Raw genomic sequence first — 26,547 nt, forward strand, 5'->3', positions numbered from 1 at the left:
TCCGGCTCAATCTCCTCCAACGACAACAAATTTGCCGAGACTTTTCCCATGATCGAATCCGTCGAATCCTTCCTCGCCCGTCTGAAAAAGCGCGATCCGGATCAACCCGAATTCCACCAGGCCGTCGAAGAAGTCCTGCGCAGCCTGTGGCCGTTTCTTGAAGCCAATCCGCACTATCTGACCTCGGGGATTCTCGAGCGCATCTGCGAGCCGGAGCGGGCGGTGGTGTTCCGGGTGTCGTGGGTCGACGATCAGGGCAAGGTCCAGGTCAATCGCGGTTTCCGCATCCAGATGAACAGCGCCATTGGCCCGTACAAGGGCGGCTTGCGCTTCCACCCTTCGGTGAACATGGGCGTGCTGAAATTCCTCGCCTTCGAACAGACCTTCAAGAACTCCCTGACCTCGTTGCCCATGGGCGGCGGCAAGGGCGGTTCGGACTTCGATCCGAAGGGCAAGAGCGACGCCGAAGTCATGCGTTTCTGCCAGGCGTTCATGAGCGAGCTGTACCGCCACATCGGTGCCGACGTGGACGTACCGGCCGGGGATATCGGTGTCGGCGCACGGGAGATTGGTTTCCTGTTCGGCCAGTACAAGCGCCTGAGCAACCAGTTCACCAGCGTGCTGACCGGCAAGGGCATGACCTATGGCGGCAGCCTGATCCGCCCGGAAGCCACCGGTTTCGGTTGCGTGTACTTCGCCGAGGAAATGCTCAAGCGCCGCGAGCAGACCGTCGAAGGCAAACGCGTGGCGATCTCCGGTTCCGGCAACGTTGCGCAGTACGCGGCTCGCAAAGTGATGGATCTGGGCGGCAAGGTGATTTCCCTGTCCGACTCCGAAGGCACGCTGTATTGCGAGGCGGGTCTGAGCGAAGAACAGTGGTTGGCGCTGCTGGAACTGAAGAACGTCAAGCGCGGGCGGATCAGCGAATTGGCTTCCGCCTTCGGCCTGGAGTTCCGCGCCGGTCAGCTGCCATGGTCGTTGCCGTGCGATATCGCGCTGCCATGCGCGACCCAGAACGAACTCGACGCTGAATCAGCCCGCACCTTGCTGCGCAACGGCTGCATCTGCGTGGCCGAAGGTGCGAACATGCCGACCACCCTCGAGGCTGTGGATCTCTTTATCGAAGCCGGCATTCTGTTTGCGCCGGGCAAGGCCTCGAATGCCGGCGGCGTGGCGGTCAGTGGGCTGGAGATGTCGCAGAACGCCATGCGCCTGCTGTGGACGGGCGGCGAGGTAGACAGCAAGCTGCACGGGATCATGCAGTCGATCCACCACGCCTGCGTGCATTACGGTGAGGAAAACGGCCGGATCAACTACGTCAAAGGCGCGAACATCGCCGGCTTCGTCAAAGTCGCGGACGCGATGCTGGCGCAAGGCGTGGTTTAAGCAACGGGGCTCAAGAGCGCTCGATGCGGATCACTTCAATCAGTTGATCGCCGGCCGGGCGCTGCCACAGCACTTCATCGTTGAGCCGCGCGCCAAGCAGCGCACGGCCCAGCGGTGAAGCCCAGTTGATCAGGCCGTTGGCGGCATCGGCCTGATCCTCGCCGACCAGTTGCACCCGGCGCTCGGTGTCGTGTTCGTCGGCGTAGGTCACCCAACTGCCGATTTGCACCTTGTCGTTCGACGTCGGAGCCGGTGCGACCTGAGCGCAGCCGACCCGTTGATTGAAATAACGCAAATCCCGTTCGAGATCGGCCAGCCGCTGCTTGTCGGCCTGTTCGCCCTTGGCGGACTGTTCGGCGTGCAGGGTTTGCAGTTCGGCGACTTTCGCCTGCAACTGAGCGAGCCCTTGCGGCGTGACGTAGTTGGGCTGTGGGCTGACCTGCCGTTCGACCGGCTGATCGGCTTGCGCAGCGGCGTTGTCTTCGTTGACGAAGGCGCGACTCATGATGGGCTCCTGTTACAACCGTTGGGCCATGGTCGCAGGCAAAAGGTTTCGCTGGATGTCTGGAAACGACCTACTGCGAACGATAAGCCCGAGCGGCGCCTTGATCCTTCTCTTGCTGCCAGGCGCGCTCGCGTTCGTCCCAGTGTTCGTTGCGATACTGTTCGCGATCCTTGTTTTCCAGCATCGCCTGACATTCGCGGAAGCCGTCGCTCCAGCCCTCGGCGTATTGCTTGTCCTTGAGATAGCGCGGCACGTTCTTGCGAAACTCGCCGCTGATCGAACCGGCCGCCTGACGGCCGCTGATACAACCGTCATCGAAACCGTCGGCGAACGCCGGTGGATAACCCTTGGCAATCAGATCTTCGTGGGTGCTCTGACAACCACCCAGCACCAGCAACACACCCGCAAAAACCGCACACCGCCACATCACACTCTCCCGGGCCGTTAAACGGCTGATAGGGAAAGTCTAGAAGCGGATTCGTCGATGGGGCGTGAAAGAAAGATCAAAACCTCAGTAGTGATACCACTTCACTTCCAACATCACCTCGGTCTCCGGCGTGGCCAGATGGCTGAACTCGCGCTGGGCACTCAGGCGCAGGCCGAGGTTGCGCGACAATTCCCACTGCTGATTCAGACTCAGGCTACGGCGCACTTCACCATTGAAGAAGTAATCGCCTTTGGCCTCCACGCTGAGATTGCCCAGCGGGTTTTTCCACAACACGCCGGTATTGAAACCGCCGGCGGGTGAAACGAACTCGGCGAAATCATTGTTGTGTTCAACGCGCACCGTGCCGAGGGCGAACCCCAGCACATCGTCACCCAACGCCCAGGTGCCGCCACCGCCACCGTTGACGTGGCTGACCAACGTCTCGTCATCATGCTTGCCCGGTACGCGTTCGAGACCACCGGTGACTTGCCACGACAGCGGCTGCAACAGCGCATTGCGCGGCGTCAGTGAGCGGATGGTCGCCAGGTCCAGTTGCTGGAATTGCCAGTGATTGCCTTCGTACTGGCGCAGCTTCATCTGCAGGATTTCGATTTGTGCGCCGAGGGGGAAACTCTCGGCGTTGTCGTTGAGGTCGTGATAGGCCATGCGCAAGCCGTACTCGCCGAACGCGCGGTCACCGCGCGTGCCGAGACCGGCCTGCCAGGTGCGCGATTCATGGCCGTCCTCGGGCAGGCCCGGTTGCGGAATCTGCAGCTCCGGCGCCGGATTCTTGTTGATCGCCCGCAGCAGTTCGAAACTGCGCTGGGCCCGCTGCGGATCACGTTCCTGGCCGTTGGCGCGATAGCGTTCCAGCCTATACGCCGCGTCGACGATCAGCGCTTGCCGATCCCGGGGCAGGGCCTTGAAGGCCGGGTCCTGAAGTTGCTGCTGGTCGGCACTGACTTTCAGCACCCAGTCCTGTTCTTCGCCGCTCAAGGGTTCGGCGCGGCTGAGCAGTTCGCGCTCGCGGGACGGGCGATACTCGATGTGTTCGACCAGCCCGGCTTCCTTCACCGCTTTGACGGTATCGGTGGGGATCGCGGTCAGCGGGAATTGTTCGGTCAGGCGCAGACTTGGGCGCGCCACCTGCAACAGTTCCAGCAGGCGATAGGAGCAGTTTTCATCGAAGAAGAAGTAGTCGAACTGGATCTGCTTCAACTCCCACACATGCTCGACCATTCGCGCGGTTTCGGCTTGCGTCAGATTGAGCCGGTATTCCCACAGGTCGCGGTTTTCCAGGCTGCGGTATTCCGAGAGTTTTTCCTGATAGGGCACCAGCGCGAACAGCCCCGGATAGCCGCCCATCAGGCCTTTCCAGGCGTACAGAATGCTGTTGTCCGAACCTTCGATGTAGGCGCCGAAGTTGATCGCGTAACTGAGCAGCGAAGTCTTGTCGCTTTGTACGTCGGCCTGGTCGATGCGCAGCAGGGTGTGGCCGAACATCGACGACGGGCTGTTGAGGTAGGCCGCCGGGAAAATCATCACCGCGCTGTGGGGCGAGACGTCCTTGAACCACTTCTTGAATTCGGCGCAGTCCGGGGTCGGCAGGTCGGTCAGGTTGAGTTGATCTTTCAACCAGCGGGTGCGTGCCGGGTAGACGCACTGGGCGTGTTGCTCACCGAGACGGGCGGGGGCGTACAGCGCCTGCACGGTGGCGGCCAGTTCATGGTCGGGATGTTCGTTGCCATCGGGGGCGAGGAAGAATTTTTTGTCGCTGACGTAGCTGCGCCAGCCACCGAGCTTGGCGGTTTCGTAATGACCGAGGGAAATCCAGAAGCGGTCGTTGGCCAGTTGCTGCAAACGTTGAGGGTCGACGTGAGGCGCGGCGGACAGCGGGGCGCAGACACACAGCGCCAGCCAGGCAAGGCGTTTGAGCATAAATGGCAACTTAAGTCGAAAGAAACAAAGACCCAAGAAGGGCGGGCCGAAAAAATAAAACCCGCTTCCCGAAAGAAGCGGGTGGGTCGAGCTTAAGCCTGAGTCGCGTACTTGGCCAGACGTGGGTCTGCCTTCAGAACGGCCAGGGTGTTGGTATGCACGTCTTCGGCGGTCACGTCAGCCTTGCTGAAGATCTGCTGGAAGTGCTCGTGAGTGACGGCGGCGAAGTGCGCACGGTCTTCCGGCGCCACGCCCAGTACCACGGCATAGGTCGTCAGCGCTTCGCCGTTGCCTTTTGCCATGTCTTCGGACAGCTCGTTCATCATGCCATTCATGGCAAACCAGGATTTGCCGCCGTAGGTCAGCGATGCGTTGGTGGAGCAACCGTTGGTGCCGGACGTCATGCCGAACGTGGCGTTGCCGGAGGTGCCGTTGGTGGTGGATGCCAGGAAGTGAGCCGGGGTGCCACGCTGACCTTCGAACAGCATGTTGCCCCAACCGCAATCCGGGCCGCCTGGAGCTTGCGCCATTGCGTTGATGGATACAGCGGTGAAGAGAGTACCGAGAAGAATCCGTTTCATAGCTTTTTTCTCTTTGTGTGCATACCAATGGACAGGGTTCTGGCTGGCTCTAAACGTAAGCTGCCTGCGCGACGATCATGCTGCGTTGAAAACAGGCTCGGAATGCTCATGTAGGACCCTACACTCCGCTTCCTCGCCTGTTTTCGCCTTGCCTGATCGCCGCTCGGCGAGCTTACGTTCAGAGCCAAACGAAGCCAGTGGGCCGGTATTAGTTCCAGCCGCGCAGTTTGGAGTTTAGGCACGTTCCCGGGGTTCCGTGATTTTTTAAGAAAGATTTGGCGATACCCCCGGTTTCACTGGGGCTGCGTCAAGGTTGGCCGGTTGTCTATGCTTTGTCGTATGGCGCGCCTTGCCAGTGGGGCTCGGGCAGCGCCAGAATGCCGCTATCTGCCCCGCCTGATTGTTAAGGAAGCCCGATGCCTGATCCTGTTGCTGCCAGCTTGCGTCTAGCGCCCGAAGCGCTGACCCGTCCGTTTTCCGCTGAACAGTTCAGCTTCACTACCACCAATGATCTGGAGCCCTTTCGCGGTGTGCTCGGCCAGGAACGTGCGGTCGAAGCCTTGCAGTTCGGTGTGGCCATGCCACGCCCCGGTTACAACGTATTCGTCATGGGCGAGCCCGGCACCGGCCGTTTCTCGTTCGTCAAACGCTACCTGAAGGCCGAAGGCAAACGCCTGCAGACCCCGGCGGACTGGGTCTACGTCAACAATTTCGATGAGCCGCGCGAACCCCGCGCCCTGGAACTGCCATCGGGCAGCGCCGCTGCCTTCATCGGCGACATCAACGGCCTGATCGACAACCTGCTGGCGACCTTTCCTGCGGTGTTCGAACACCCGTCCTACCAGCAGAAGAAGAGCGCCATCGACCGCGCCTTCAACCAGCGCTACGACAAGGCGCTGGACGTCATCGAACGTCTGGCCCTGGAAAAAGACGTCGCCCTGTACCGCGACAGCAGCAACATCGCCTTCACCCCGATGCTTGAAGGCAAGGCGCTGGACGAAGCCGAATTCGCCCAGTTGCCGGAGGCCGAGCGCGAGCGTTTCCACGAGGACATTTCCGGTCTCGAAGAGCGCCTGAACGAGGAGCTCGCCAGCCTGCCGCAATGGAAGCGCGAGTCGAGCAACCAGCTGCGTCAGCTCAACGAAGAAACCATCACCCTGGCCCTGCAGCCATTGCTCGCACCGCTGTCGGAAAAGTACGCGGAAAACGCCGCGGTCTGCGGTTACCTGCAAGCGATGCAGGTCTATCTGCTGAAAACCGTGGTCGAGCAACTGGTCGATGACAGCAAAACCGATGCGGTCGCGCGCAAGCTGCTGGAAGAGCAATACGCCCCGAGCCTGGTGGTCGGTCATCCGGCCAGCGGCGGTGCGCCGGTGGTGTTCGAACCGCATCCGACCTATGAAAACCTGTTCGGTCGTATCGAATACACCACCGATCAAGGCGCGCTCTACACCACCTATCGCCAGTTGCGTCCGGGTGCGTTGCACCGCGCCAATGGCGGTTTCCTGATCCTTGAAGCAGAAAAAATGCTCGGCGAGCCGTTCGTGTGGGATGCGCTCAAGCGCGCCCTGCAATCGCGCAAGCTGAAGATGGAATCGCCGCTGGGCGAGATGGGCCGTTTCGCCACCGTGACGCTCAACCCGCAGCACATTCCGTTGCAGGTCAAAGTGATCATCATCGGCGCCCGTCAGCTGTATTACACGCTGCAGGACCTCGATCCGGACTTCCAGGAGATGTTCCGCGTTCTGGTGGATTTCGACGAAGACATCCCGATGGTCGACGAAAGCCTGGAGCAGTTCGCTCAGTTGCTGAAAACCCGTACTTCGGAAGAAGGCATGGCGCCGCTGACCGCCGACGCGGTGGCGCGTCTGGCGACTTACAGCGCGCGTCTGGCCGAGCACCAGGGCCGTTTGTCGGCGCGGATCGGCGATCTGTTCCAGCTGGTCAGCGAGGCGGATTTCATCCGGCATCTGGCCAACGATGAAATGACCGACGCCGGCCACATCGAGCGTGCGCTCAAGGCCAAGGCCACTCGCACCGGTCGGGTGTCGGCGCGGATTCTCGACGACATGCTGGCGGGGATCATTCTGATCGACACCGACGGCGCGGCGGTCGGCAAATGCAACGGTTTGACCGTGCTCGAAGTCGGGGACTCGGCGTTTGGTGTGCCGGCGCGGATTTCCGCCACCGTGTACCCGGGTGGCAGCGGCATCGTCGACATCGAGCGTGAGGTCAACCTCGGTCAGCCGATCCACTCCAAGGGCGTGATGATTCTCACCGGGTATCTGGGCAGCCGTTACGCCCAGGAATTCCCGCTGGCGATTTCCGCGAGCATCGCGCTGGAGCAATCCTACGGCTACGTCGATGGCGACAGTGCGTCGCTGGGCGAGGCGTGCACGCTGATTTCGGCGTTGTCGAAAACCCCGCTCAAGCAGTGCTTCGCGATCACCGGCTCGATCAACCAGTTCGGTGAAGTGCAGGCGGTGGGCGGGGTCAACGAGAAGATCGAAGGCTTCTTCCGTCTCTGCGAAGCGCGCGGGCTGACGGGCGAGCAGGGCGCGATCATTCCGCAGGCCAACGTCGCCACCTTGATGCTCGACGAGAAGGTGCTGGCGGCGGTGCGTGCCGGGCAGTTCCACGTTTACGCGGTGCGTCAGGCCGACGAAGCGTTGAGCCTGCTGGTGGGCGAGCCGGCCGGTGAGCCGAACGAAGAGGGCGAATTCCCGGAAGGCAGCGTCAACGCGCGGGTAGTGGAGCGTCTGCGGGTGATTGCCGAGATGATCAGCGAAGAAGATCTGAAAGAGGCCGAGAAGGAACTGGCGCAGGAGGCGCTGGCCGAGGCCAAACCGGCGTAAGCCAGGCGGCAATCAAAAAAACGGGAGCCTTGTGCTCCCGTTTGTGTTTTGTCGCGAACGTCGGCAAAAGTGCCATCACTCTGGCGTCAATATTCACACAATGACCATTCGGCGCCTTCTGGTTCTGTGCGGCTTGCGCGGCGGACTTTTCTTCTATTCTCTGCTCAAGGACATCGACAGTATCACTGGATCGAAACAGCTCTTCAGCAAGGGCTGAACACCGGCTTTACCGAGGGTCGCCGCCATGTCGCGCAACCTCTGCCTCACCCGTCAATGCCTGGGTCTCGTGACCCGTATCGAATGCGCCATCAAGCCGTTGGCCGGCGATAACGGCATGTGGACGTTGCTCTTCGCCGCCGGCATGGCCGGTGAACAACCTTCCGCCATCAAAGCCCAGGGCCCGTTTCACGGGCCGATCGCCGCCGAGTCGATTCTCGACACCATCGTTGAAAGCCTGACGATGCACGGCTATGAACTGGCCAATGATCCACAGATCTGGTCGTTGCATCTGCAGGCGCAGTTGCGGCAGATCAATGGTGGACGCGGACGCAGCATCGGCACTTTCGATCACTAGAGTGCCGATCATCAGCGTCGATCAGGGCGCAGCGCCCTGGGTCTGCGCCTTGTCGAGTTTGACCTCAAAGCCGTATTGCACGGTGGCGAGGTCGGTTCGCTGGTAGGTTTCCACGTGCGTCGGACGGCCGTAGAAATAATGCACGCCGAATAACACCGGCCCTTCTGCGCTCGCGTCGTGGCTGACCGACAGAATCTGTTTCAGATAATGACCGCTGTCGTCCTTGACGAAGAATCGCCATTCGTTGGCCGGGTATCGCTTCAAATCCACCACCAACGCGTTGTTCCTGATTTCGAGACCTTTAGGCAGGGCTTTGGCTTCATAAGCCTGTTTGTCCACCGTCGCCAGGAACAACGGCATCGAGCCGACGGCAATCGCCGGGGTTTCCGGGAACAGGTTCAGGTCGTAGGTGATCGTCGCCTGTAGCGGATCGACCTGATACGCCTCGGGTGGCAGCTCGATTGGCTCGTCGAGTTTGCCGTTGTGCTTTTCAGTGAAGAACGTCACCGGGCTTTCGCCGGGGCTGAAGTCGTCGCCGAGCATTTCATCATTGAAAGTTTTGCGGTGGTCGAACTCGATGCGCGCGGCGCTCGGCTCTTCAACCGACTGGCGGATATGAACGCCGCTTTTCAGCTGTTCTTCAGTCAGGGAAGCTCCCTTGAGCCAGTCGGGCGCCTGGTCGTCGTAGACAGTGATCGGCAGGTCGAGCGGCTGCACGGTTTTTTCCGTGGTGTGCGGATCGAACTCGCGCACGGGCAGATCCAGCGCCTTGCGGGTGACGGTCGCTTCGGAAAAATCCAGCAGGCTGACTTCGAGGGTGTCGATCGGGCCGTTGAAGTACACCTTGTTGTAGTGGTGCGGGTGCTGCTGTTCAAAGGCCTGCTGTTCATCGTCCAGCTTCTTTTCCAGCGCCTCGCTCCAGGACTTTTGCTGTTGCAGGTACGCCAGCTGTTTTTGATAGAACGCCACCTGCTCGGGGTTTTCGTTGATGGCGCCGGCACGCACCAGATACTGGCCCGTTGAATCGCGGGCCTGAACGATCAACGAATTGAGCCGGGTATTGGCGACTTCGGGGGCGAGCGGCAGCTGGTTGCTGAACTCGAGTTCGGCGTAGTGCGTGTCCAGTTTCAGCAGGGTCACGCTGAGGTTGCCGTCGGAGCGGGTCTGGCCGACGTCCTTTTTATCCAGATTGAAACTGTGCAGGCGTTTCGGGGTGATGACTTCCACCTGGCCTTGCAGGCTGACCGGGCGCGGCAGGTTTTTCTTGTCGACATTCAGCCCTTCGATGAACGGGTAGGTGACGGTCAGGTCATCGGGGTTGGTGACGTTGGAGCTGGACGGACTCAGCTGAATGCCCGGATCGGTTTCCGACCATTCCGGCTGATAGGCGATGACCCGCTTGTTGCTCAGGGTCACCGATTGCCATTCCACACCATGGGGGAACAGAAAACCGCCGGGGATGTTGAGCACGAAAGGAAACACCGGTTGCAGATCGGTGAGGTAATCGGAGCTGGAATCCTTGTGCAGCACAAACAGGCCATTGATGAAGGTGTCGACCAGCGCCTGGGGTGTCGGGTAATGCCTGAGTACGCCGAGGGCGTCTTCGCCGTATTCGGTCCGGGGCGGTTTGTTGTCGAGCTTCTGTTGCGCGCGTTCGAGCAACAGCAGCGAGCCGCCGAGTTCGGTCACGGCGTCCTTGAGTTTCGGATCGGTGATGGCGTCCAGCGATTGCTCGAACTGTGCGGTCTTTTCTTCGAGGCTGACCGCGGTTTTTTCATCGCCGGGCGAACACGCGCCCAGCAACAGGGCGAAGCAAATTCCGGCGGTCGTTATCGGCAATCGCACATCCATTTCCAGTCGTCCTGTCCACTGTCACTGGGCTGTCAATAGTTTGGACACTAGCAGAAAAACTTTGACACACACACGCAGGTGGCGGATTTCCGGGCGGTTTCTGGCTGTCATGGGCGGCTGGTATACTCGCCGCCGATTTCAACCCTTCTTGTGTGAGAGTCAATGGAACGCTTTATCGAAAATGCAATGTACGCCACGCGCTGGCTGCTGGCGCCGATCTACATCGGGCTGTCCCTCGGGCTGCTGGCGCTGGCATTGAAATTCTTCCAGGAAGTGTTTCATGTCATTCCCAACGTCTTCTCCATGGCTGAGTCCGAGCTGATTCTGGTGCTGCTGTCGCTGATCGACATGGCGCTGGTCGGCGGCTTGCTGGTGATGGTGATGATTTCCGGCTACGAGAATTTCGTGTCCGAGCTGAACATCGATGAAGGCAAAGAGAAGCTCAGCTGGCTGGGCACCATGGACTCCTCGTCGCTGAAGATGAAAGTGGCGGCGTCGATCGTGGCGATCTCCTCGATCCACCTGCTGCGGATCTTCATGGATGCCAAGAACGTCGATCCCGAGCACCTGATGTGGTACGTGATCATCCACATGACCTTCGTGATTTCGGCGTTCGCCATGGGTTATCTGGACAAGCTCACCAAGCACTGATGAGCTGACGATTGCTGTAACAAAACCGCCCGTCTGTTGCGAAACAGACGGGCGGTGTCGTTTGTGGCTTGTACTTTGATCGGCCGAGGCATATCCCTGTAGATCTCAAGGCTCGCCACCGCGTGAGGTGCGTTCATGAACCTGCAAGAGTTGAATGCGTTTGCCGTCGCCAGAAAGGTCGACGAACTGAACCTGATCTCCATGGAAGGCGGGATCTATCTGCTGGAGGCCCGGATGCATGGTGCGGCGTATCCGCTGAGCGATCCGCAGGGGAAAATGCTGACGCTGCGTTCGGTCGAGCATGCCCGGGATGTGCTGCATAACTTTCCGGTGCTGCCATTCAACCTGGTGCACACTTCGGTGCACGATGAAATGTGCGGTCTTGGCGCCAGTGGCGAAGAGAGCCTGAAGGTGCCGCTGGCCTGGCGATCCGCGCTGTAGGCCCGCGGGCCTGATCAATGCCGGAACATCTGTGCTAGTCTGCTCGCCCTTTTGGTTCCGGGCGCGCCGGGACGCGCTGTGTACGCACGGCATGTCCTGAGGCCGTCCGCACAGCGGAGCAGTGTCATGTCCGAAGTAAATCTGTCCACCGACGAAACCCGCGTCAGCTACGGCATCGGCCGTCAGCTGGGTGACCAGCTGCGCGACAACCCGCCACCGGGTGTCAGCCTGGACGCCATCCTGGCCGGCCTGACCGACGCATTCGCCGGTAAGGAAAGCCGTGTAAGCCAGGAAGCCATGTCCGCCAGCTTCAAGGTGATCCGCGAGATCATGCAAGCCGAAGCCGCTGCCAAAGCTGAAGCCGCTGCTGGCGAAGGCCTGGCATTCCTGGCTGAAAACGCCAAGAAAGAAGGCATCACCACCCTGGCTTCCGGCCTGCAGTTCGAAGTGCTGACTCAAGGTGAAGGCGCCAAGCCATCCCGTGAAGACACCGTGCGTACTCACTACCACGGCACGCTGATCGACGGCACCGTGTTCGACAGCTCCTACGAGCGTGGCCAGCCGGCTGAATTCCCGGTTGGCGGCGTTATCGCTGGCTGGACCGAAGCCCTGCAACTGATGAATGCCGGTAGCAAATGGCGTCTGTACGTGCCGAGCGAACTGGCTTACGGCGCTCAAGGCGTTGGCAGCATCCCGCCGCACAGCGTTCTGGTGTTCGACGTCGAGCTGCTCGACGTTCTGTAATCCCGTTACCCTGCACAAGCGTGGCTTGTGCAGGGTTTCTCCGCCGTTCTCATACTTCGATCTTGTTGTGCAGTTCACTGGTCGGGCGCAAGGCCCGGGCATAGCAGAACAGGAACAGATTGCGCACCAGCTCCTTGAGCACCAATGGCTCGCTGGAACTCAGGCCGCTGACGTCCAGATCCCCTTGATCCTGCAACTCGTGCAGGGCTTCTTCTTCCAGTACGGCGCAGACTTCTCCGGTTTCCCGATGCAGGATCCTGAGGTACGGGTGCGGGCGATCCAGCCAGGCGTCGATCAAATAAGTCATGGGTCTCATCTCCATTGAAAAGGGTTTCAATGAGAATAATTCTTATTCGTCAAATAGCAAGCGCCTATTGGCGGTTTGTGATTTTTTGCGGGTAAAGATTGCGTAAGGTCAAAACGGCTGGCGTTCGGCTATTGCGAGGATTTGTTGGGGAATGCGGGGGAGGGCGAAGCTCCATCCCACGGCGGGCGCGGGATGGAAGACAGCAGAATCAGACTTTTCTGACGAACTCGGATTTGAGTTTCATCGGGCCGATGCCGTCGATCTTGCAGTCGATGTCGTGATCGCCATCGCACAGGCGGATGTTCTTGACCTTGGTGCCGACCTTGACCACCAGCGAGGTGCCCTTGACCTTCAGGTCCTTGATCACGGTGATGGTGTCGCCGTCCTGCAGGACGTTACCGACCGAATCTTTCTTCACGGCGTCATCGGACACCACTTCGGCTTCACCGCCGGCAGTCCACTCGTGGGCGCACTCCGGGCACACCAGTTGGGTACCGTCTTCGTAGGTGTATTCGGAATTGCATTTCGGGCAGGGTGGCAACGTGCTCACTAAGGCTCCTTGGAGAGGGGATCGCTAAAAGTCGCACATTGTATAGGGTTTTAGCCGCTGATGGCAGGCAACAAAAAACCGCAGGCTCCAATGGAGGCTGCGGTTTTTTGATGATGTGGCGTTGATCAGTGCGTGCGGGCGACCGCGAACTCGCTCAGCTCAACCAGTGCATCGCGGTATTCGCTGGCCGGCAGCGCGTCGAGGCACTTGATCGCACGGGCCACATAGTCACGGGCCAGTTGCGCGGTGTATTCCAGCGAACCGGACGCTTCCACGGCAATGCGGATGCTTTCCAGGTCTTCGATCCCGCCTTTCTGGATCGCCTGGCGTACTAGTGCGGCTTGTTCTGGCGTGCCTTCGCGCATGGTATAGATCAGCGGCAGGGTCGGCTTGCCTTCGGCCAGATCGTCACCGACGTTCTTGCCCAGGGTTTCGGCGTCGCCTTTGTAGTCGAGCAGGTCGTCGACCAGTTGGAACGCCACGCCCAGGTGATCGCCGAAGGTACGCAGGGCTTCGCTCTGCTCGGCGGTGGCGCCGGCCAGCGCCGCGGCGCTGTGGGTCGAAGCTTCGAAAAGCATCGCGGTCTTGCCGCGGATGACTTCCATATAGGTTTCTTCGGTGGTGCTGGCGTCGCGAACCTTGGACAGCTGCAGCACTTCGCCTTCGGCGATGATGCGCGTGGCCTGGGACAGGATCTTCATCACCGGCATCGAGCCCAGTTCGACCATCATCTCGAACGAGCGCGAGTACAGGAAGTCACCGACCAGTACGCTCGGGGCGTTGCCCCACATGGCGTTGGCGGTCGAACGGCCACGGCGCATGCCGGACATGTCGACCACGTCGTCATGCAGCAGGGTCGCGGTGTGCAGGAATTCGATGGTGGCGGCCAGCAGGCGCATGTCGTCGCCTTCGCGACCCAGGGCCTTGCCACACAGCAGCACCAATAAAGGACGCAGGCGTTTGCCGCCGGCCGACGTGATGTAATCGCCGATTTTCGATACCAGCGGCACTCGGGAAGTCAGCTGCTTCTTGATGATGCCGTCGACGGCGCTAAAATCGTCCGCCACCGCGCGGTAGAAAGCTTGGGGTTGCATCAGCGACAGGTGCTCCAGAAGGGTTGCGCGGCATGCTAGGACCCACGTCCGGGCCTGTCAAGGCGCGATGGACGGCCCCTTGCATGACTTCGAAGGCTTGCGTACAATCGCGCACCCTGAACTTCCTGGGCAGCACCTGCCTTACGCAATTGCAAACGGGCCTCCAGCCCATTGCAGCCATGCCAGCCAATACCTCTTCTTATAAAGAGCTGGGTGAGCAGGATTATCGGAGAAATACCATGTCTTATGCAGTAATCGTTACTGGTGGCAAGCAGTACAAAGTTGCACCAGGTGAATACCTGAAGATCGAAAAACTGGAAGTCGCTACTGGCGAATCCGTAACTTTTGATCGCGTTCTGTTGGTTGCCAATGGCGACGACGTGAATATCGGCGCTCCAGTTGTTGCTGGCGCTACCGTTGTGGCTGAAGTGATCTCCCAAGGTCGTCACGATAAAGTCCGCATCATCAAGTTCCGTCGTCGTAAGCACCACATGAAGCGTATGGGCCACCGCCAGTGGTACACCGAGATCAAAATCACCGGTATTCAGGCTTAATTTCAGCCTAATTCCTCACTAGGAGAATTGACTCATGGCACACAAAAAAGCTGGTGGTAGTACCCGTAACGGTCGCGACTCAGAAGCCAAACGCCTTGGCGTGAAGATGTATGGCGGCCAGGTCATCAAGGCCGGCAACATCATCGTGCGTCAGCGCGGCACCCAATTCCACGCTGGCTACGGCGTTGGCATGGGTAAAGATCACACTCTCTTCGCGAAAATCGAAGGCGTGATCAAGTTCGAAGTAAAGGGCGCTTTCAACCGCCGTTACGTGAGCGTAGTCGCGGCTTAATCGCGAGTATGCTGGAGAAGCCCTGTCTTGCGACGGGGCTTTTTCGTTTGTGGGGTGAGTCTCTTGCAAAGCTGTTTGTATGGGCTGTCGGCGTGCGATGCAGGTCGTGAGTTGGGGTCGCTGCGCTCATTTTTGCAAGAGTCTTATGTCTTGATTGTTTTTCGGCTCGTCCGTACGGCGAGAGGCGTTGGTTATGAAGTTTGTTGATGAAGTATCGATCCGCGTAAAGGCTGGTGACGGCGGCAATGGCTGCATGAGTTTCCGTCGGGAAAAATTCATTGAAAACGGCGGCCCGAACGGTGGTGACGGCGGTGACGGCGGTTCCATCTTCATGATGGCCGACGAAAACCTCAACACCCTGGTGGACTACCGTTACACCCGGCACTTCGATGCCGAGCGTGGCTCCAACGGCGGCAGCACCGACTGCACCGGCAAGAAGGGTGAAGACCTGATCCTGCGCGTGCCGGTCGGCACCACCGTGATCGACTCCGCCACCCAGGAAGTCATTGGCGACCTGACCAAGGCCGGTCAGAAGCTGATGGTGGTTCAGGGTGGCTGGCACGGTCTGGGCAACACCCGTTTCAAATCCAGTACCAACCGTGCGCCGCGTCAGACCACCCCGGGCAAGCCGGGCGAGCAGCGCGACCTGAAACTGGAAATGAAGGTTCTGGCCGACGTTGGTCTGCTGGGTCTGCCGAATGCCGGTAAAAGCACCTTTATCCGTTCGGTCTCGGCTGCCAAGCCGAAAGTCGCCGACTACCCGTTCACTACCCTGGTGCCGAACCTGGGTGTGGTCAGCGTCGATCGCTGGAAAAGCTTCGTCATCGCCGACATTCCAGGCCTGATCGAAGGTGCTTCCGACGGTGCCGGTCTGGGGATTCGTTTCCTCAAGCACCTGGCGCGTACCCGTCTGTTGCTGCACCTCGTGGACATGGCGCCGCTGGACGACAGCAGTGCGCCGGACGCCGCTGAAGTGATCGTCAACGAGCTGATCAAGTTCAGTCCGTCGCTGGCCGAGCGTGATCGCTGGCTGGTACTGAACAAGTGTGACCAGATCCTCGAAGAAGAGCACGAGGAGCGGGTCAAGGAAGTAGTCGAGCGTCTGCAGTGGGAAGGTCCGGTCTACGTGATCTCGGCCATTGCCAAAGACGGCACCGAGCGCCTGACGCGCGACATCATGCGTTATCTGGAGGATCGCGCCGATCGCCTGGCCAATGACCCGGCCTACAAGGAAGAGCTGGCCGATCTCGATCAGCGCATCGAAGACGAAGCCCGTGCTCAGTTGCAGGCGCTGGATGACAAGCGTGCCCTGCGTCGCAGCGGCGTGAAGTCGGTCCACGACATCGGCGACGATGACTGGGACGAAGAAGATGTGGATGACGAAGACGGTCCGGAAATCATTTACGTGCGTGACTGATTCGTTGCAGTAAACTTAAGCGCCGCTCAATCGAGCGGCGTTTTAGTATCTGGAAATCGATTGTTGGTCACGAAGAACCACGAATAACGTCACGGGCAGTGCCAGGTCGCGCTGCCCTCAAGCTAAGGTTGAAGATGATGCGGAGCAAGGTGACAGGTGCGCAGCGTTGGGTCGTGAAGATCGGCAGCGCTTTGCTGACAGCGGATGGCAAAGGGCTGGATCGCGCGGCAATGGGTGTCTGGGTCGAGCAGATGGTGGCTTTGCATGAGGCCGGCGTCGAGCTGGTGCTGGTGTCCTCCGGGGCAGTGGCGGCGGGCATGAGTCGCCTGGGCTGGACTGCGCGACCCAGTGCGATGCACGAGCTCCAGGCCGCTGCAGCAATCGGTCAGATGGGCTTGGTGCAGGCTTGGGAATCGAGCTTTGCCGAGCATGGCCGGCACACTGCGCAGATTCTCCTGACCCACGACGACCTGTCCGACCGCAAGCGCTACCTGAACGCCCGCAGCACCTTGCGTGCGCTGGTCGAGCTGAAAGTCATCCCGGTAATCAACGAAAACGACACCGTGGTCACCGACGAAATCCGCTTCGGCGACAACGACACGCTCGCGGCATTGGTGGCCAACCTGGTCGAGGCCGATCTGCTGGTGATCCTGACGGATCGCGACGGCATGTTCGACGCCGATCCGCGCAATAACCCTGACGCCCAGCTGATTTACGAAGCGCGCGCCGATGATCCGACGCTGGATGCGGTGGCGGGCGGTACTGGCGGTGCGTTGGGTCGTGGCGGCATGCAGACCAAGCTGCGCGCGGCGCGTCTGGCGGCGCGTTCCGGGGCGCACACCATCATTGTCGGCGGGCGTCTGGAGCGCGTGCTCGATCGTCTGAAGGCGGGGGAGCGCATCGGTACGCTGCTGTCGCCTGAGCGCGGCATGTTGGCGGCGCGTAAGCAGTGGCTGGCCGGACATCTGCAAACCCGTGGCACGCTGGTGCTGGATGATGGTGCGGTTTCCGCGTTGTCCCAAGGTAACAAAAGCCTGCTGCCGGTCGGTGTCAAACTGGTTCAGGGCAGTTTCCGTCGCGGCGAAATGGTGGTTTGCGTGGCGCCGGACGGTCGTGAGATCGCCCGTGGCCTGGCCAACTACAGCGCGCTGGAAGCACAAAAAATCATCGGTCAGTCGTCGGATGCGATTGTCGGTTTGCTGGGTTACATGGCTGAGCCGGAACTGGTTCACCGTGACAACCTGATTCTGGTGTAAGGAAAACGCGATGCGCATGGCGAAAGGATTGTTGGGCTTGCTGATGGCGTTGCCATTGCTGGCCTCGGCCGAGGAAATCGGTCAGGTGTCGACGGTGTTCAAGTTTGTCGGGCCGAACGACCGGATCGTGGTCGAGGCATTCGATGATCCGAAGGTTGAGGGTGTGACTTGCTACCTGTCGCGCGCCAAGACTGGCGGTGTGAAGGGTGGGTTGGGTCTGGCCGAGGATCGTGCCGAGGCATCCATTGCCTGCCGCCAGGTCGGTCCGATCAACTTCAAGGGTGAGTTGAAGGATGGCGAAGAGGTGTTCAAGGAGCGCACCTCGCTGGTGTTCAAGACCATGCAGGTGGTGCGCTTCCTCGACAAGAAGCGCAACACACTGGTGTATCTGGTCTACAGCGATCGCCTGATTGAGGGTAGCCCGCAGAATGCGGTGACGGCGATCCCGATTTTGCCGTGGGCGTCGGCTCATTAATCGCGCGTAAAAAAAGAGGAGCCGGTGGCTCCTCTTTTTTTGCCTGCGATTTTCTGAAATCAGGGCAAATCACAGGCAATAAAAAACCGACCCTGAGGTCGGTTTTTTAATGACTACGTCGCTTAGGCAGCTTCTTTCAGTGCCTTGACGTGGCCATTCAGACGGCTCTTATGACGAGCAGCCTTGTTCTTGTGGATGATGCCTTTATCGGCCATGCGGTCGATAACTGGCACAGCCAGAACGTATGCAGCTTGAGCTTTTTCAGCGTCTTTTGCGTCGATGGCTTTAACTACATTCTTGATGTAGGTACGAACCATGGAACGCAGGCTGGCGTTGTGGCTGCGACGCTTCTCAGCCTGTTTTGCACGTTTTTTGGCGGAAGGTGAGTTGGCCACCGTCGAGCTCCTCGAAAGACTTTTTAGGAAATAGCAAACAAAATAGGCCGCGAATCATGCCGATGAAGAGATGTCTTGTCAAGGGCGCTTGAGACGTTCCGCTAAGTGGTAGGTATAAAGAGGCGGGATATTTATTTCCGGCGCTTGACCTGTAAACTCGCGAGCTTTGGCTCTGTGCTGTTGCGGCGCGGAGTATCGCACAAGTGGGCGCGTTATTCGCCTGCTGTTTATCGACAGGCACACATTCCTTCAATGAATCTGCTCAAATCGTTGGCCGCCGTCAGCTCTATCACGATGCTTTCCCGGATTCTCGGGTTTGTTCGCGACACGCTCATCGCCCGCACTTTCGGCGCCGGAATGGCGACCGACGCCTTCTTTATCGCCTTCAAACTGCCCAATCTGCTGCGCAGGATCTTCGCCGAGGGGGCGTTCTCCCAGGCTTTTGTGCCGATCCTGGCCGAATACAAAAGCCAGAAGGGCGAAGAGGCGACCCGCACCTTTATTGCCTACGTTTCCGGCCTGCTGACGCTGGTACTGGCGCTGGTCACCGCGCTCGGCATGATCGCCGCGCCCTGGGTGATCTGGGCCACGGCGCCGGGTTTCACCGATACGCCGGAAAAATTCCAGCTGACCTCCGACCTGCTGCGAGTGACCTTCCCCTATATATTGCTGATCTCCCTCTCCTCGCTGGCCGGTGCGATCCTCAATACCTGGAACCGTTTCTCGGTTCCGGCATTCGTGCCGACCCTGCTCAACGTCAGCATGATCGTGTTTTCGCTGTTCCTGACGCCGTACTTCGATCCACCGGTCATGGCCCTGGGCTGGGCAGTGCTGGTCGGTGGCCTCGCGCAGTTGCTCTATCAACTGCCGCACCTGAAAAAGATCGGCATGCTGGTGCTGCCGCGCCTGAATCTGCGCGATACCGGCGTCTGGCGGGTGATGAAACAGATGTTGCCGGCGATCATCGGCGTCTCGGTCAGCCAGATTTCGCTGATCATCAACACCATTTTTGCCTCGTTTCTGGTGGCGGGCTCGGTGTCGTGGATGTATTACGCCGACCGTTTGATGGAGCTGCCGTCCGGTGTGCTCGGTGTGGCGCTGGGCACGATCCTGCTGCCGACATTGGCCAAGACCTACGCCAGCAAGGATCGCCACGAATATTCGCGGATTCTCGACTGGGGCCTGCGCCTGTGCTTCGTGCTGGTGCTGCCGTGCGCGCTGGCGCTGGGGATCCTGGCCGAGCCGTTGACCGTTTCGCTGTTCCAGTACGGCCAGTTCAGCGGGTTTGACGCGGAGATGACTCAGCGGGCGTTGATTGCCTATTCTGTCGGTCTGCTCGGGATCATCGTGATCAAAGTGCTGGCGCCAGGCTTCTATGCGCAACAAAACATCCGTACGCCGGTAAAAATCGCAATCTTCACCCTGGTGGTCACGCAGCTGTTCAACCTGGTGTTGATCGGCCCTCTGGCGCATGCCGGTCTGGCACTGGCGATCAGCGCCGGTGCCTGCCTGAACGCCGGGCTGCTGTTCTATCAACTGCGCAAACAGCAGATGTATCAACCGCAACCGGGCTGGCTGAAGTTCGGTTTCAAGCTGGTGGTTGCGGTGGCGGTGATGTCGGCGGTGCTGTTGATCGGCATGCATTTCATGCCCGCGTGGGACCAGGGCCACATGCTTGAGCGCTTCCTGCGTCTGGGTGCGTTGGTGGTTGCCGGTGTGGTCGCTTATTTCGGCATGTTGCTGTTGCTCGGTTTCCGCCTGCGCGACTTCAACCGCAAGGCGTTGAGCTGAGGTTTCATCCTTGAAAGACGGGCGCGAGCCGGCAGTTTTGTCGGCTCGATCACTTTGGGTTACGGTGTTGCCTGTCGTCGGCCGTCGGGTGTGGTTATAATCGGCCACTTTATGAGCAAGAAGCGCGTTATGCAGCTGGTTCGAGGCCTCCACAATCTGCGCCCCCAGCATCGGGGCTGCGTCGCCACTATTGGCAACTTTGACGGTGTTCACCGTGGTCACCAGGCCATTCTGGCCCGACTGCGTGAGCGTGCGCTCGAGTTGGGCGTACCCAGCTGCGTGGTGATTTTCGAGCCGCAGCCACGGGAATTCTTTGCCCCGGAGACCGCGCCGGCACGTCTGGCCCGGTTGCGCGACAAACTGCAACTGCTGGCCGCCGAAGGCGTCGACCGGGTTCTGTGCCTGGCCTTCAACCAGCGCTTGAGCAAGCTCAGCGCCAGCGAATTCGTCGATACCATCCTGGTCGATGGCCTCGGCGTGCAGCATCTGGAGGTCGGTGACGATTTCCGCTTCGGTTGCGACCGTCTCGGCGATTTCGATTTCCTGTTGCAGGCCGGGCAGGTCCACGGTTTTACCGTGGAAGCTGCGCAAACCGTCGAGCTGGACGGCATCCGCGTCAGCAGCACTCAGGTGCGCAACGCGTTGGCCGCTGCCGATTTCGCGTTGGCTGAACGTCTGCTGGGTCGCCCGTACCGGATCGCCGGACGCGTGCTGCATGGCCAGAAACTGGCCCGCCAACTGGGTACGCCCACGGCGAACATTCAACTGAAACGCCGTCGCGTGCCGTTCACCGGGGTTTACCTGGTCGACGTCGACATCGACGGCAAGACCTGGCCCGGCGTCGCCAATATCGGCGTGCGGCCCACGGTGCAAGGTGATGGCAAGGCCCACCTTGAAGTCCATCTTTTAGATTTTGCCGGCGATCTGTATGACCGGCGTTTGACGGTGGTTTTCCACCAGAAGCTGCGTGAAGAGCAGCGTTTCGCCTCCCTGGAGGCATTGAAAACGGCGATCAGCGCGGATGTCGCCGCCGCCCGTGCACTAGCCGCACCTAGCGCCCATCGCTAATGAAGAGCCTTAAATGACCGACTATAAAGCCACGCTAAACCTTCCGGACACCGCCTTCCCAATGAAGGCCGGCCTGCCACAGCGCGAACCGCAGATCCTGCAGCGCTGGGACAGTATTGGCCTGTACGGAAAGTTGCGCGAGATTGGCAAGGATCGTCCGAAGTTCGTCCTGCACGACGGCCCTCCGTACGCCAACGGTACGATCCACATCGGTCACGCACTGAACAAGATTCTCAAGGACATGATCATCCGCTCGAAGACCCTGTCGGGCTTCGACGCGCCGTATGTCCCGGGCTGGGATTGTCACGGCCTGCCGATCGAGCACAAGGTTGAAGTGACCCACGGCAAGAACCTGGGCGCGGACAAGACCCGCGAACTGTGCCGTGCCTACGCCACCGAGCAGATCGAAGGGCAGAAGTCCGAATTCATCCGTCTCGGCGTGCTGGGTGACTTCGCCAACCCGTACAAGACCATGGACTTCAAGAACGAGGCCGGCGAAATCCGCGCCCTCGCCGAAATCGTCAAGGGCGGTTTCGTGTTCAAGGGCCTGAAGCCTGTGAACTGGTGCTTCGATTGCGGTTCGGCCCTGGCCGAAGCGGAAGTCGAGTACGAGAACAAGAAGTCCTCGACCATCGACGTAGCGTTCCCGATCGCTGACGAGGCCAAACTGGCCGCCGCGTTCGGTCTGCCGTCGCTGAGCAAACCTGCCTCGATCGTGATCTGGACCACCACCCCGTGGACCATCCCGGCCAACCAGGCGCTGAACGTTCACCCGGAATTCACCTACGCCCTGGTCGACATCGGCGACAAGCTGCTGGTGCTGGCTGAAGAGCTGGTCGAATCCTGCCTGACCCGTTACGGCGTCGAAGGCTCCGTGTTGGCCACCGCACCGGGTTCGGCGCTGGAACTGATCAATTTCCGTCACCCGTTCTACGACCGTCTGTCGCCAGTGTACCTGGCCGACTACGTCGAACTGGGCGCCGGCACCGGCGTGGTTCACTCCGCCCCGGCCTACGGCGTGGACGACTTCGTGACCTGCAAGAAATACGGCATGGTCAACGACGACATCCTCAACCCGGTGCAGAGCAACGGCGTCTACGTGCCGTCGCTGGAGTTCTTCGGCGGCCAGTTCATCTGGAAGGCCAACCCGGCCATCGTCGAAAAACTCACCGAAGTCGGTGCGCTGCTGCACACCACCGTCATCGAACACAGCTACATGCACTGCTGGCGCCACAAGACCCCGCTGATCTACCGCGCCACCGCGCAGTGGTTCATCGGCATGGACAAAGAGCCAGTCAGCGGCGACACCCTGCGCGTACGCTCGCTCAAAGCCATCGAAGACACCAAGTTCGTCCCGGCCTGGGGCCAGGCGCGCCTGCACTCGATGATCGCCAACCGTCCGGACTGGTGCATCTCCCGTCAGCGCAACTGGGGCGTGCCGATCCCGTTCTTCCTGAACAAGGAAAGCGGCGAGTTGCACCCACGCACCGTCGAGCTGATGGAAGAAGTCGCCAAGCGCGTTGAAGTCGAAGGCATCGAAGCCTGGTTCAAACTCGACGCTGCCGAACTTCTGGGCGATGAAGCGCCGCAGTACGACAAGATCAGCGACACCCTCGACGTCTGGTTCGACTCGGGCACCACGCACTGGCACGTCCTGCGCGGTTCGCACCCGATGGGCCACGAGGCCGGCCCGCGCGCCGACCTGTACCTGGAAGGTTCGGACCAGCACCGTGGCTGGTTCCACTCGTCCTTGCTGACCGGTTGCGCCATCGACAACCACGCGCCGTATCGCGAGCTGCTGACCCACGGTTTCACCGTGGACGAGTCCGGCCGCAAGATGTCCAAGTCCCTGGGCAACGTGATCGCGCCGCAGAAAGTCAACGACACCCTGGGCGCCGACATCATGCGTCTGTGGGTCGCTTCGACCGACTACTCCGGCGAAATGGCCGTGTCCGAGCAGATCCTGCAGCGCAGTGCGGACGCCTATCGTCGTATCCGTAACACCGCACGCTTCCTGCTTTCCAACCTGACCGGTTTCAACCCGGCCACCGACCTGCTGCCGGCCGAAGACATGCTGGCGCTGGATCGCTGGGCGGTGGATCGCACCCTGCTGCTGCAACGCGAGCTGCAAGAACACTACGGCGAATACCGTTTCTGGAACGTCTACTCGAAGATCCACAACTTCTGCGTGCAGGAGCTGGGTGGTTTCTATCTGGACATCATCAAGGATCGCCAGTACACCACCGGCGCCGACAGCAAGGCCCGTCGTTCGTGCCAGACCGCGCTGTTCCACATCTCCGAAGCGCTGGTGCGCTGGATCGCGCCGATCCTGGCGTTCACCGCCGACGAGCTGTGGCAATACCTGCCGGGCGAGCGCAACGAATCGGTGATGCTCAACACCTGGTACGAAGGCCTGACCGAGTTGCCGGAAGGCTTCGAACTGGGTCGCGAGTACTGGGATCGCATCATGGAAGTGAAGGTTGCGGTCAACAAAGAAATGGAAATCCAGCGCGCGGCCAAGGCCGTCGGTGGCAACCTGCAAGCCGAAGTGACGCTGTTCGCCGAAGACGCGCTGACCGCCGACCTGGCCAAATTGAGCAACGAGCTGCGCTTTGTCCTGATCACTTCGACTGCCACTGTTGCGCCGTTCGTGCAGGCCCCGGCCGATGCTGTGGCCACCGAAGTCAGCGGTCTGAAGCTGAAGATCGTCAAGTCCGCCTTCGCGAAATGTGCCCGTTGCTGGCACTGCCGTGAAGACGTCGGCGTGAACCCGGAACATCCGGAAATCTGCGGCCGTTGCGTGGACAACATCGATGGCGCTGGCGAGGTTCGTCACTATGCCTAATGCCGTTGGCCGTTTCGGACGGCTGAGCTGGCTCTGGTTGAGCTTGCTGGTTCTGGTCATCGACCAGGCCAGCAAGTTCTACTTCGAAGGCAAGCTCGAGATGTTCCAGCAGATCGTGATCATCCCTGATTACTTCAGCTGGACCCTGGCCTACAACACCGGCGCTGCCTTCAGCTTCCTCGCGGACAGCTCAGGCTGGCAGCGCTGGCTGTTCGCCCTGATCGCGATTGCGGTCAGTGCGGTGCTGGTAGTCTGGCTCAAGCGCCTGGGCCGCAATGAAACCTGGCTGGCCATTGCGCTGGCGCTGGTTCTTGGCGGCGCACTGGGCAATCTGTATGACCGCATTGCCCTGGGCCATGTGATCGACTTCATTCTGGTGCACTGGCAGAACCGCTGGTACTTCCCGGCGTTCAACTTCGCCGACAGCGCCATCACCGTTGGCGCGGTGATGCTGGCACTGGACATGTTCAAAACCAAGAAATCCGGAGAAACCGTTCATGACTGAACAGGTATTGGCTGAGCAACGCATCGGCCAGAACACGGAAGTCACCTTGCACTTTGCATTGCGCCTGGAGAACGGCGACACGGTCGACAGCACTTTCGACAAGGCCCCGGCGACCTTCAAGGTCGGCGACGGCAACCTGCTGCCGGGCTTCGAGGCGGCGCTGTTCGGTTTCAAGGCCGGCGACAAGCGTACGCTGACCGTCGAGCCGGAAAACGCCTTCGGCCAGCCGAACCCGCAAAACGTACAGATCATCCCGCGTTCGCAGTTTGCGGACATGGAGCTGTCGCCGGGTCTGCTGGTGATCTTCAACGATGCGGCCAATACTGAGCTGCCGGGTGTGGTGAAAGAGTTCGACGACGCGCAAGTGACTGTCGACTTCAACCACCCGCTGGCCGGCAAGACGCTGACCTTTGACGTGGAAATCTTCTCCGTCAAAGCGCTGTAATCGCTGTTCTGCAGGAGCCGGCTGACCGGCTCCTGTAATGATCCAATCTTTCGCGCGCAAGACACGAGGCACCGCATGCAAATCAAACTCGCCAACCCCCGTGGCTTCTGCGCCGGCGTGGACCGGGCGATCGAAATCGTCAACCGCGCCCTGGAGGTCTTCGGGCCGCCGATCTATGTGCGTCACGAAGTGGTGCACAACAAGTTCGTGGTCGAAGACCTGCGCAGTCGTGGCGCGATCTTCGTCGAAGAACTCGATCAGGTGCCGGACGACGTGATCGTGATCTTCAGTGCCCACGGCGTCTCGCAAGCCGTGCGTACCGAAGCCGCCGGCCGTGGCCTGAAAGTATTCGACGCCACCTGCCCGCTGGTGACCAAGGTGCACATCGAAGTCGCGAAATACAGCCGCGACGGCCGTGAGTGCATCCTGATCGGCCACGCCGGTCACCCGGAGGTCGAAGGCACCATGGGCCAGTACGACGCCAGCAATGGCGGCGCGATCTACCTCGTCGAAGACGAGAAGGATGTCGCCGAGTTGCAGGTACATAACCCGGACAAGCTGGCCTTCGTCACCCAGACCACGCTGTCCATGGATGACACCAGCCGTGTCATCGATGCGCTGCGTACGCGTTTCCCGGCCATTGGCGGGCCGCGCAAGGACGATATCTGCTACGCCACCCAGAACCGTCAGGACGCGGTCAAGCAACTGGCCGACGAATGCGACGTGGTGTTGGTGGTGGGCAGCCCGAACAGCTCCAACTCCAACCGCCTGCGTGAGCTGGCCGAACGCATGGCCACGCCGGCCTACCTGATCGATGGCGCCGAAGACCTGCAAAAAAGCTGGTTCGACGGTGTCGAGCGTATCGGCATCACCGCCGGCGCCTCCGCTCCGGAAGTCCTGGTGCGTGGCGTGATCCAGCAGTTGCAGGCCTGGGGCGCCACCGGTGCCGACGAACTGGCCGGGCGTGAGGAGAACATCACGTTCTCGATGCCTAAAGAGCTGCGCGTTCGCTCGATCTGATCGCTTTATCCTTTCGGCACAGCGCCTGTTCAGCCTTTTGGCTGGTCAGGCGTACGCGGCCGGTCGCCGCCAGTACAACTTGAAGCTGGCTGACCGGCTCGCGAGCCGAGCATAGATGTAACGTCCCCGCCTGAAACTTCCGGTCCGGCACCAATGGCTGGCCCAGGCTGCTGAAGCGTATGTACCGGCTCACCAGCCAGTTGCCGACAATCGGTATCTTTCCATCACTCGCCTGCTCGCTCAGCAATGGATTATCGGCATCCCCCGGTCCCTTTCCGCTGATATCCAGAATGATCCGCCAGCCCTGGCCCCAATCACCGTTGATCCCATGAATCACCACGCTCTGGTTGCGCGTGATGGCCATGGTCCGGGCATTACGAATCCCGTCGAGCAAAGACTGCGCGGCCTGCTGCCGTCGGTTTGATTCGGTGAAGTCCGCCAGCGCCGGGCTGACCAGCGACAGAACAATTGCGCCGATCGCCAGTCCCATAAGCAGTTCGACCAGACTGAAACCCTGTTGCGGCATGTGCGCGTCCTCCCTGGATTGTGCACAGCGGCGCAATCCGTGCGCCGTTCGCGG

The 26,547-nt window shown here is 60.3% G+C and carries 27 protein-coding genes; 17 read left to right on the top strand and 10 right to left on the bottom strand.

Annotated elements, in window-relative coordinates; all coding sequences use genetic code 11:
- Positions 1–48 precede the first annotated feature (48 nt).
- Positions 49–1,386: an NADP-specific glutamate dehydrogenase gene (gdhA, locus tag AC1RT4_RS26720; RefSeq protein WP_493089047.1), complete on the top strand. Its 1,338-nt coding sequence runs from the start codon at positions 49–51 to the stop codon at positions 1,384–1,386.
- Between the two features lie 10 nt (positions 1,387–1,396).
- On the opposite strand, the gene AC1RT4_RS26725 is transcribed toward gdhA, so the two are convergent.
- The 4 genes from AC1RT4_RS26725 to AC1RT4_RS26740 form a co-directional block, all read right to left on the bottom strand.
- Entirely contained in the window at positions 1,397–1,891 is a 495-nt protein-coding gene (locus tag AC1RT4_RS26725; protein ID WP_493089049.1) for a GreA/GreB family elongation factor, read from the bottom strand.
- 70 nt (positions 1,892–1,961) lie between these two features.
- A complete protein-coding gene (locus tag AC1RT4_RS26730) occupies positions 1,962–2,318 on the bottom strand; it encodes a hypothetical protein (protein WP_493089051.1) in 357 nt (118 codons plus the stop codon).
- Between the two features lie 84 nt (positions 2,319–2,402).
- Positions 2,403–4,256 carry an Lnb N-terminal periplasmic domain-containing protein gene (locus AC1RT4_RS26735; RefSeq protein WP_493089053.1) on the bottom strand — a complete coding sequence of 618 codons (1,854 nt, stop codon included), beginning with the start codon at positions 4,254–4,256 and terminating at the stop codon, positions 2,403–2,405.
- Positions 4,257–4,348: 92 nt separating this feature from the next.
- Positions 4,349–4,837 (bottom strand): DUF3015 domain-containing protein, encoded by a 489-nt coding sequence (locus AC1RT4_RS26740; protein WP_007950971.1) that lies wholly within the window; start codon positions 4,835–4,837, stop codon positions 4,349–4,351.
- A gap of 416 nt (positions 4,838–5,253) precedes the next feature.
- Here AC1RT4_RS26740 and AC1RT4_RS26745 point away from each other — a divergent pair, with 416 nt between their 5' ends.
- Together AC1RT4_RS26745 and AC1RT4_RS26750 are read left to right on the top strand one after the other, a co-directional pair.
- A complete protein-coding gene (locus tag AC1RT4_RS26745; protein WP_493089055.1) occupies positions 5,254–7,692 on the top strand; it encodes a Lon protease family protein in 2,439 nt (812 codons plus the stop codon).
- 244 nt (positions 7,693–7,936) lie between these two features.
- Complete coding sequence (locus AC1RT4_RS26750; protein ID WP_007950969.1) at positions 7,937–8,266, top strand: PA4575 family protein; 330 nt, start codon at positions 7,937–7,939, stop codon at positions 8,264–8,266.
- Between the two features lie 21 nt (positions 8,267–8,287).
- Here AC1RT4_RS26750 and AC1RT4_RS26755 read toward each other — a convergent pair whose 3' ends face one another.
- On the bottom strand, positions 8,288–10,117 hold the full coding sequence (locus tag AC1RT4_RS26755) for a hypothetical protein (RefSeq protein ID WP_493089058.1): 1,830 nt from the start codon (positions 10,115–10,117) through the stop codon (positions 8,288–8,290).
- Positions 10,118–10,279: 162 nt separating this feature from the next.
- On the opposite strand from AC1RT4_RS26755, the gene AC1RT4_RS26760 reads away from it, so the two are divergent.
- From AC1RT4_RS26760 to bamJ, 3 genes are all read left to right on the top strand, one after another.
- Entirely contained in the window at positions 10,280–10,768 is a 489-nt protein-coding gene (locus AC1RT4_RS26760) for a TIGR00645 family protein (protein WP_007950967.1), read from the top strand.
- 135 nt (positions 10,769–10,903) lie between these two features.
- Positions 10,904–11,209 (top strand): DUF6482 family protein, encoded by a 306-nt coding sequence (locus tag AC1RT4_RS26765; protein WP_007950966.1) that lies wholly within the window; start codon positions 10,904–10,906, stop codon positions 11,207–11,209.
- 126 nt (positions 11,210–11,335) lie between these two features.
- The gene (gene bamJ / locus AC1RT4_RS26770) at positions 11,336–11,953 is read left to right on the top strand and encodes a BamJ family beta-barrel-assembly machinery protein (RefSeq protein ID WP_007950965.1); all 618 of its coding nucleotides are present in this window, start codon (positions 11,336–11,338) and stop codon (positions 11,951–11,953) included.
- Positions 11,954–12,002: 49 nt separating this feature from the next.
- On the opposite strand, the gene AC1RT4_RS26775 is transcribed toward bamJ, so the two are convergent.
- From AC1RT4_RS26775 to AC1RT4_RS26785, 3 genes are all read right to left on the bottom strand, one after another.
- The gene (locus AC1RT4_RS26775; protein ID WP_007950964.1) at positions 12,003–12,260 is read right to left on the bottom strand and encodes a PA4570 family protein; all 258 of its coding nucleotides are present in this window, start codon (positions 12,258–12,260) and stop codon (positions 12,003–12,005) included.
- A 208-nt stretch (positions 12,261–12,468) separates the two neighbouring features.
- A complete protein-coding gene (locus AC1RT4_RS26780; protein ID WP_493089061.1) occupies positions 12,469–12,810 on the bottom strand; it encodes a zinc ribbon domain-containing protein YjdM in 342 nt (113 codons plus the stop codon).
- 125 nt (positions 12,811–12,935) lie between these two features.
- Positions 12,936–13,904: a polyprenyl synthetase family protein gene (locus tag AC1RT4_RS26785; protein ID WP_007950962.1), complete on the bottom strand. Its 969-nt coding sequence runs from the start codon at positions 13,902–13,904 to the stop codon at positions 12,936–12,938.
- A 239-nt stretch (positions 13,905–14,143) separates the two neighbouring features.
- Between AC1RT4_RS26785 and rplU the strand changes: the two genes are divergently transcribed.
- From rplU to AC1RT4_RS26810, 5 genes are all read left to right on the top strand, one after another.
- The gene (rplU, locus tag AC1RT4_RS26790; RefSeq protein WP_007950961.1) at positions 14,144–14,458 is read left to right on the top strand and encodes a 50S ribosomal protein L21; all 315 of its coding nucleotides are present in this window, start codon (positions 14,144–14,146) and stop codon (positions 14,456–14,458) included.
- Positions 14,459–14,492: 34 nt separating this feature from the next.
- Positions 14,493–14,750 (top strand): 50S ribosomal protein L27, encoded by a 258-nt coding sequence (gene rpmA, locus AC1RT4_RS26795; protein ID WP_007950960.1) that lies wholly within the window; start codon positions 14,493–14,495, stop codon positions 14,748–14,750.
- Positions 14,751–14,943: 193 nt separating this feature from the next.
- Positions 14,944–16,167, top strand: a complete 1,224-nt coding sequence (gene cgtA, locus AC1RT4_RS26800) for an Obg family GTPase CgtA (RefSeq protein ID WP_127800000.1) — start codon at positions 14,944–14,946, stop codon at positions 16,165–16,167.
- Between the two features lie 137 nt (positions 16,168–16,304).
- Positions 16,305–17,423, top strand: a complete 1,119-nt coding sequence (gene proB / locus AC1RT4_RS26805) for a glutamate 5-kinase (protein ID WP_045121906.1) — start codon at positions 16,305–16,307, stop codon at positions 17,421–17,423.
- 10 nt (positions 17,424–17,433) lie between these two features.
- Complete coding sequence (locus AC1RT4_RS26810) at positions 17,434–17,898, top strand: CreA family protein (protein ID WP_007959533.1); 465 nt, start codon at positions 17,434–17,436, stop codon at positions 17,896–17,898.
- A gap of 122 nt (positions 17,899–18,020) precedes the next feature.
- Here the strand turns inward: AC1RT4_RS26810 and rpsT are convergent, their stop codons facing one another.
- Complete coding sequence (gene rpsT, locus AC1RT4_RS26815; protein WP_003228351.1) at positions 18,021–18,293, bottom strand: 30S ribosomal protein S20; 273 nt, start codon at positions 18,291–18,293, stop codon at positions 18,021–18,023.
- Between the two features lie 252 nt (positions 18,294–18,545).
- On the opposite strand from rpsT, the gene murJ reads away from it, so the two are divergent.
- The 6 genes from murJ (at position 18,546) to ispH (ending at position 25,967) form a co-directional block, all read left to right on the top strand.
- Positions 18,546–20,084 (top strand): murein biosynthesis integral membrane protein MurJ, encoded by a 1,539-nt coding sequence (gene murJ, locus AC1RT4_RS26820; protein WP_273897781.1) that lies wholly within the window; start codon positions 18,546–18,548, stop codon positions 20,082–20,084.
- Between the two features lie 129 nt (positions 20,085–20,213).
- A complete protein-coding gene (gene ribF, locus AC1RT4_RS26825) occupies positions 20,214–21,152 on the top strand; it encodes a bifunctional riboflavin kinase/FAD synthetase (protein WP_007959537.1) in 939 nt (312 codons plus the stop codon).
- Positions 21,153–21,165: 13 nt separating this feature from the next.
- Positions 21,166–23,997 carry an isoleucine--tRNA ligase gene (ileS, locus tag AC1RT4_RS26830; RefSeq protein ID WP_493089066.1) on the top strand — a complete coding sequence of 944 codons (2,832 nt, stop codon included), beginning with the start codon at positions 21,166–21,168 and terminating at the stop codon, positions 23,995–23,997.
- Positions 23,990–24,502, top strand: a complete 513-nt coding sequence (gene lspA, locus AC1RT4_RS26835; RefSeq protein ID WP_074691487.1) for a signal peptidase II — start codon at positions 23,990–23,992, stop codon at positions 24,500–24,502. The genes ileS and lspA overlap by 8 nt, the downstream gene beginning before the upstream one ends.
- A gap of 7 nt (positions 24,503–24,509) precedes the next feature.
- A complete protein-coding gene (fkpB, locus tag AC1RT4_RS26840) occupies positions 24,510–24,947 on the top strand; it encodes an FKBP-type peptidyl-prolyl cis-trans isomerase (RefSeq protein ID WP_170928297.1) in 438 nt (145 codons plus the stop codon).
- Positions 24,948–25,022: 75 nt separating this feature from the next.
- Positions 25,023–25,967: a 4-hydroxy-3-methylbut-2-enyl diphosphate reductase gene (gene ispH, locus AC1RT4_RS26845; protein ID WP_007959549.1), complete on the top strand. Its 945-nt coding sequence runs from the start codon at positions 25,023–25,025 to the stop codon at positions 25,965–25,967.
- Here ispH and AC1RT4_RS26850 read toward each other — a convergent pair.
- Entirely contained in the window at positions 25,939–26,493 is a 555-nt protein-coding gene (locus tag AC1RT4_RS26850; RefSeq protein WP_493089070.1) for a GspH/FimT family pseudopilin, read from the bottom strand. The genes ispH and AC1RT4_RS26850 overlap by 29 nt on opposite strands.
- Between the last annotated feature and the right edge of the window lie 54 nt (positions 26,494–26,547).

The organism is Pseudomonas sp. GW821-FHT11D10 (genome assembly GCF_058808435.1).

Excerpts from the sequence above, each read along its gene's own strand:
- AC1RT4_RS26850 (WP_493089070.1), bottom strand. The coding sequence starts at position 26,493 with ATGCCGCAACAGGGTTTCAGTCTGGTCGAACTGCTTATGGGACTGGCG.
- ribF (WP_007959537.1), top strand. The coding sequence starts at position 20,214 with ATGCAGCTGGTTCGAGGCCTCCACAATCTGCGCCCCCAGCATCGGGGC.
- cgtA (WP_127800000.1), top strand. The coding sequence starts at position 14,944 with ATGAAGTTTGTTGATGAAGTATCGATCCGCGTAAAGGCTGGTGACGGC.
- AC1RT4_RS26755 (WP_493089058.1), bottom strand. The coding sequence starts at position 10,117 with ATGGATGTGCGATTGCCGATAACGACCGCCGGAATTTGCTTCGCCCTG.
- AC1RT4_RS26810 (WP_007959533.1), top strand. The coding sequence starts at position 17,434 with ATGCGCATGGCGAAAGGATTGTTGGGCTTGCTGATGGCGTTGCCATTG.
- AC1RT4_RS26740 (WP_007950971.1), bottom strand. The coding sequence starts at position 4,837 with ATGAAACGGATTCTTCTCGGTACTCTCTTCACCGCTGTATCCATCAAC.
- AC1RT4_RS26725 (WP_493089049.1), bottom strand. The coding sequence starts at position 1,891 with ATGAGTCGCGCCTTCGTCAACGAAGACAACGCCGCTGCGCAAGCCGAT.
- AC1RT4_RS26760 (WP_007950967.1), top strand. The coding sequence starts at position 10,280 with ATGGAACGCTTTATCGAAAATGCAATGTACGCCACGCGCTGGCTGCTG.
- AC1RT4_RS26745 (WP_493089055.1), top strand. The coding sequence starts at position 5,254 with ATGCCTGATCCTGTTGCTGCCAGCTTGCGTCTAGCGCCCGAAGCGCTG.
- AC1RT4_RS26735 (WP_493089053.1), bottom strand. The coding sequence starts at position 4,256 with ATGCTCAAACGCCTTGCCTGGCTGGCGCTGTGTGTCTGCGCCCCGCTG.
- AC1RT4_RS26750 (WP_007950969.1), top strand. The coding sequence starts at position 7,937 with ATGTCGCGCAACCTCTGCCTCACCCGTCAATGCCTGGGTCTCGTGACC.
- AC1RT4_RS26730 (WP_493089051.1), bottom strand. The coding sequence starts at position 2,318 with ATGTGGCGGTGTGCGGTTTTTGCGGGTGTGTTGCTGGTGCTGGGTGGT.
- AC1RT4_RS26785 (WP_007950962.1), bottom strand. The coding sequence starts at position 13,904 with ATGCAACCCCAAGCTTTCTACCGCGCGGTGGCGGACGATTTTAGCGCC.
- AC1RT4_RS26775 (WP_007950964.1), bottom strand. The coding sequence starts at position 12,260 with ATGACTTATTTGATCGACGCCTGGCTGGATCGCCCGCACCCGTACCTC.
- ispH (WP_007959549.1), top strand. The coding sequence starts at position 25,023 with ATGCAAATCAAACTCGCCAACCCCCGTGGCTTCTGCGCCGGCGTGGAC.
- rplU (WP_007950961.1), top strand. The coding sequence starts at position 14,144 with ATGTCTTATGCAGTAATCGTTACTGGTGGCAAGCAGTACAAAGTTGCA.
- bamJ (WP_007950965.1), top strand. The coding sequence starts at position 11,336 with ATGTCCGAAGTAAATCTGTCCACCGACGAAACCCGCGTCAGCTACGGC.
- rpmA (WP_007950960.1), top strand. The coding sequence starts at position 14,493 with ATGGCACACAAAAAAGCTGGTGGTAGTACCCGTAACGGTCGCGACTCA.
- gdhA (WP_493089047.1), top strand. The coding sequence starts at position 49 with ATGATCGAATCCGTCGAATCCTTCCTCGCCCGTCTGAAAAAGCGCGAT.
- proB (WP_045121906.1), top strand. The coding sequence starts at position 16,305 with ATGCGGAGCAAGGTGACAGGTGCGCAGCGTTGGGTCGTGAAGATCGGC.
- lspA (WP_074691487.1), top strand. The coding sequence starts at position 23,990 with ATGCCTAATGCCGTTGGCCGTTTCGGACGGCTGAGCTGGCTCTGGTTG.
- ileS (WP_493089066.1), top strand. The coding sequence starts at position 21,166 with ATGACCGACTATAAAGCCACGCTAAACCTTCCGGACACCGCCTTCCCA.
- murJ (WP_273897781.1), top strand. The coding sequence starts at position 18,546 with ATGAATCTGCTCAAATCGTTGGCCGCCGTCAGCTCTATCACGATGCTT.
- AC1RT4_RS26765 (WP_007950966.1), top strand. The coding sequence starts at position 10,904 with ATGAACCTGCAAGAGTTGAATGCGTTTGCCGTCGCCAGAAAGGTCGAC.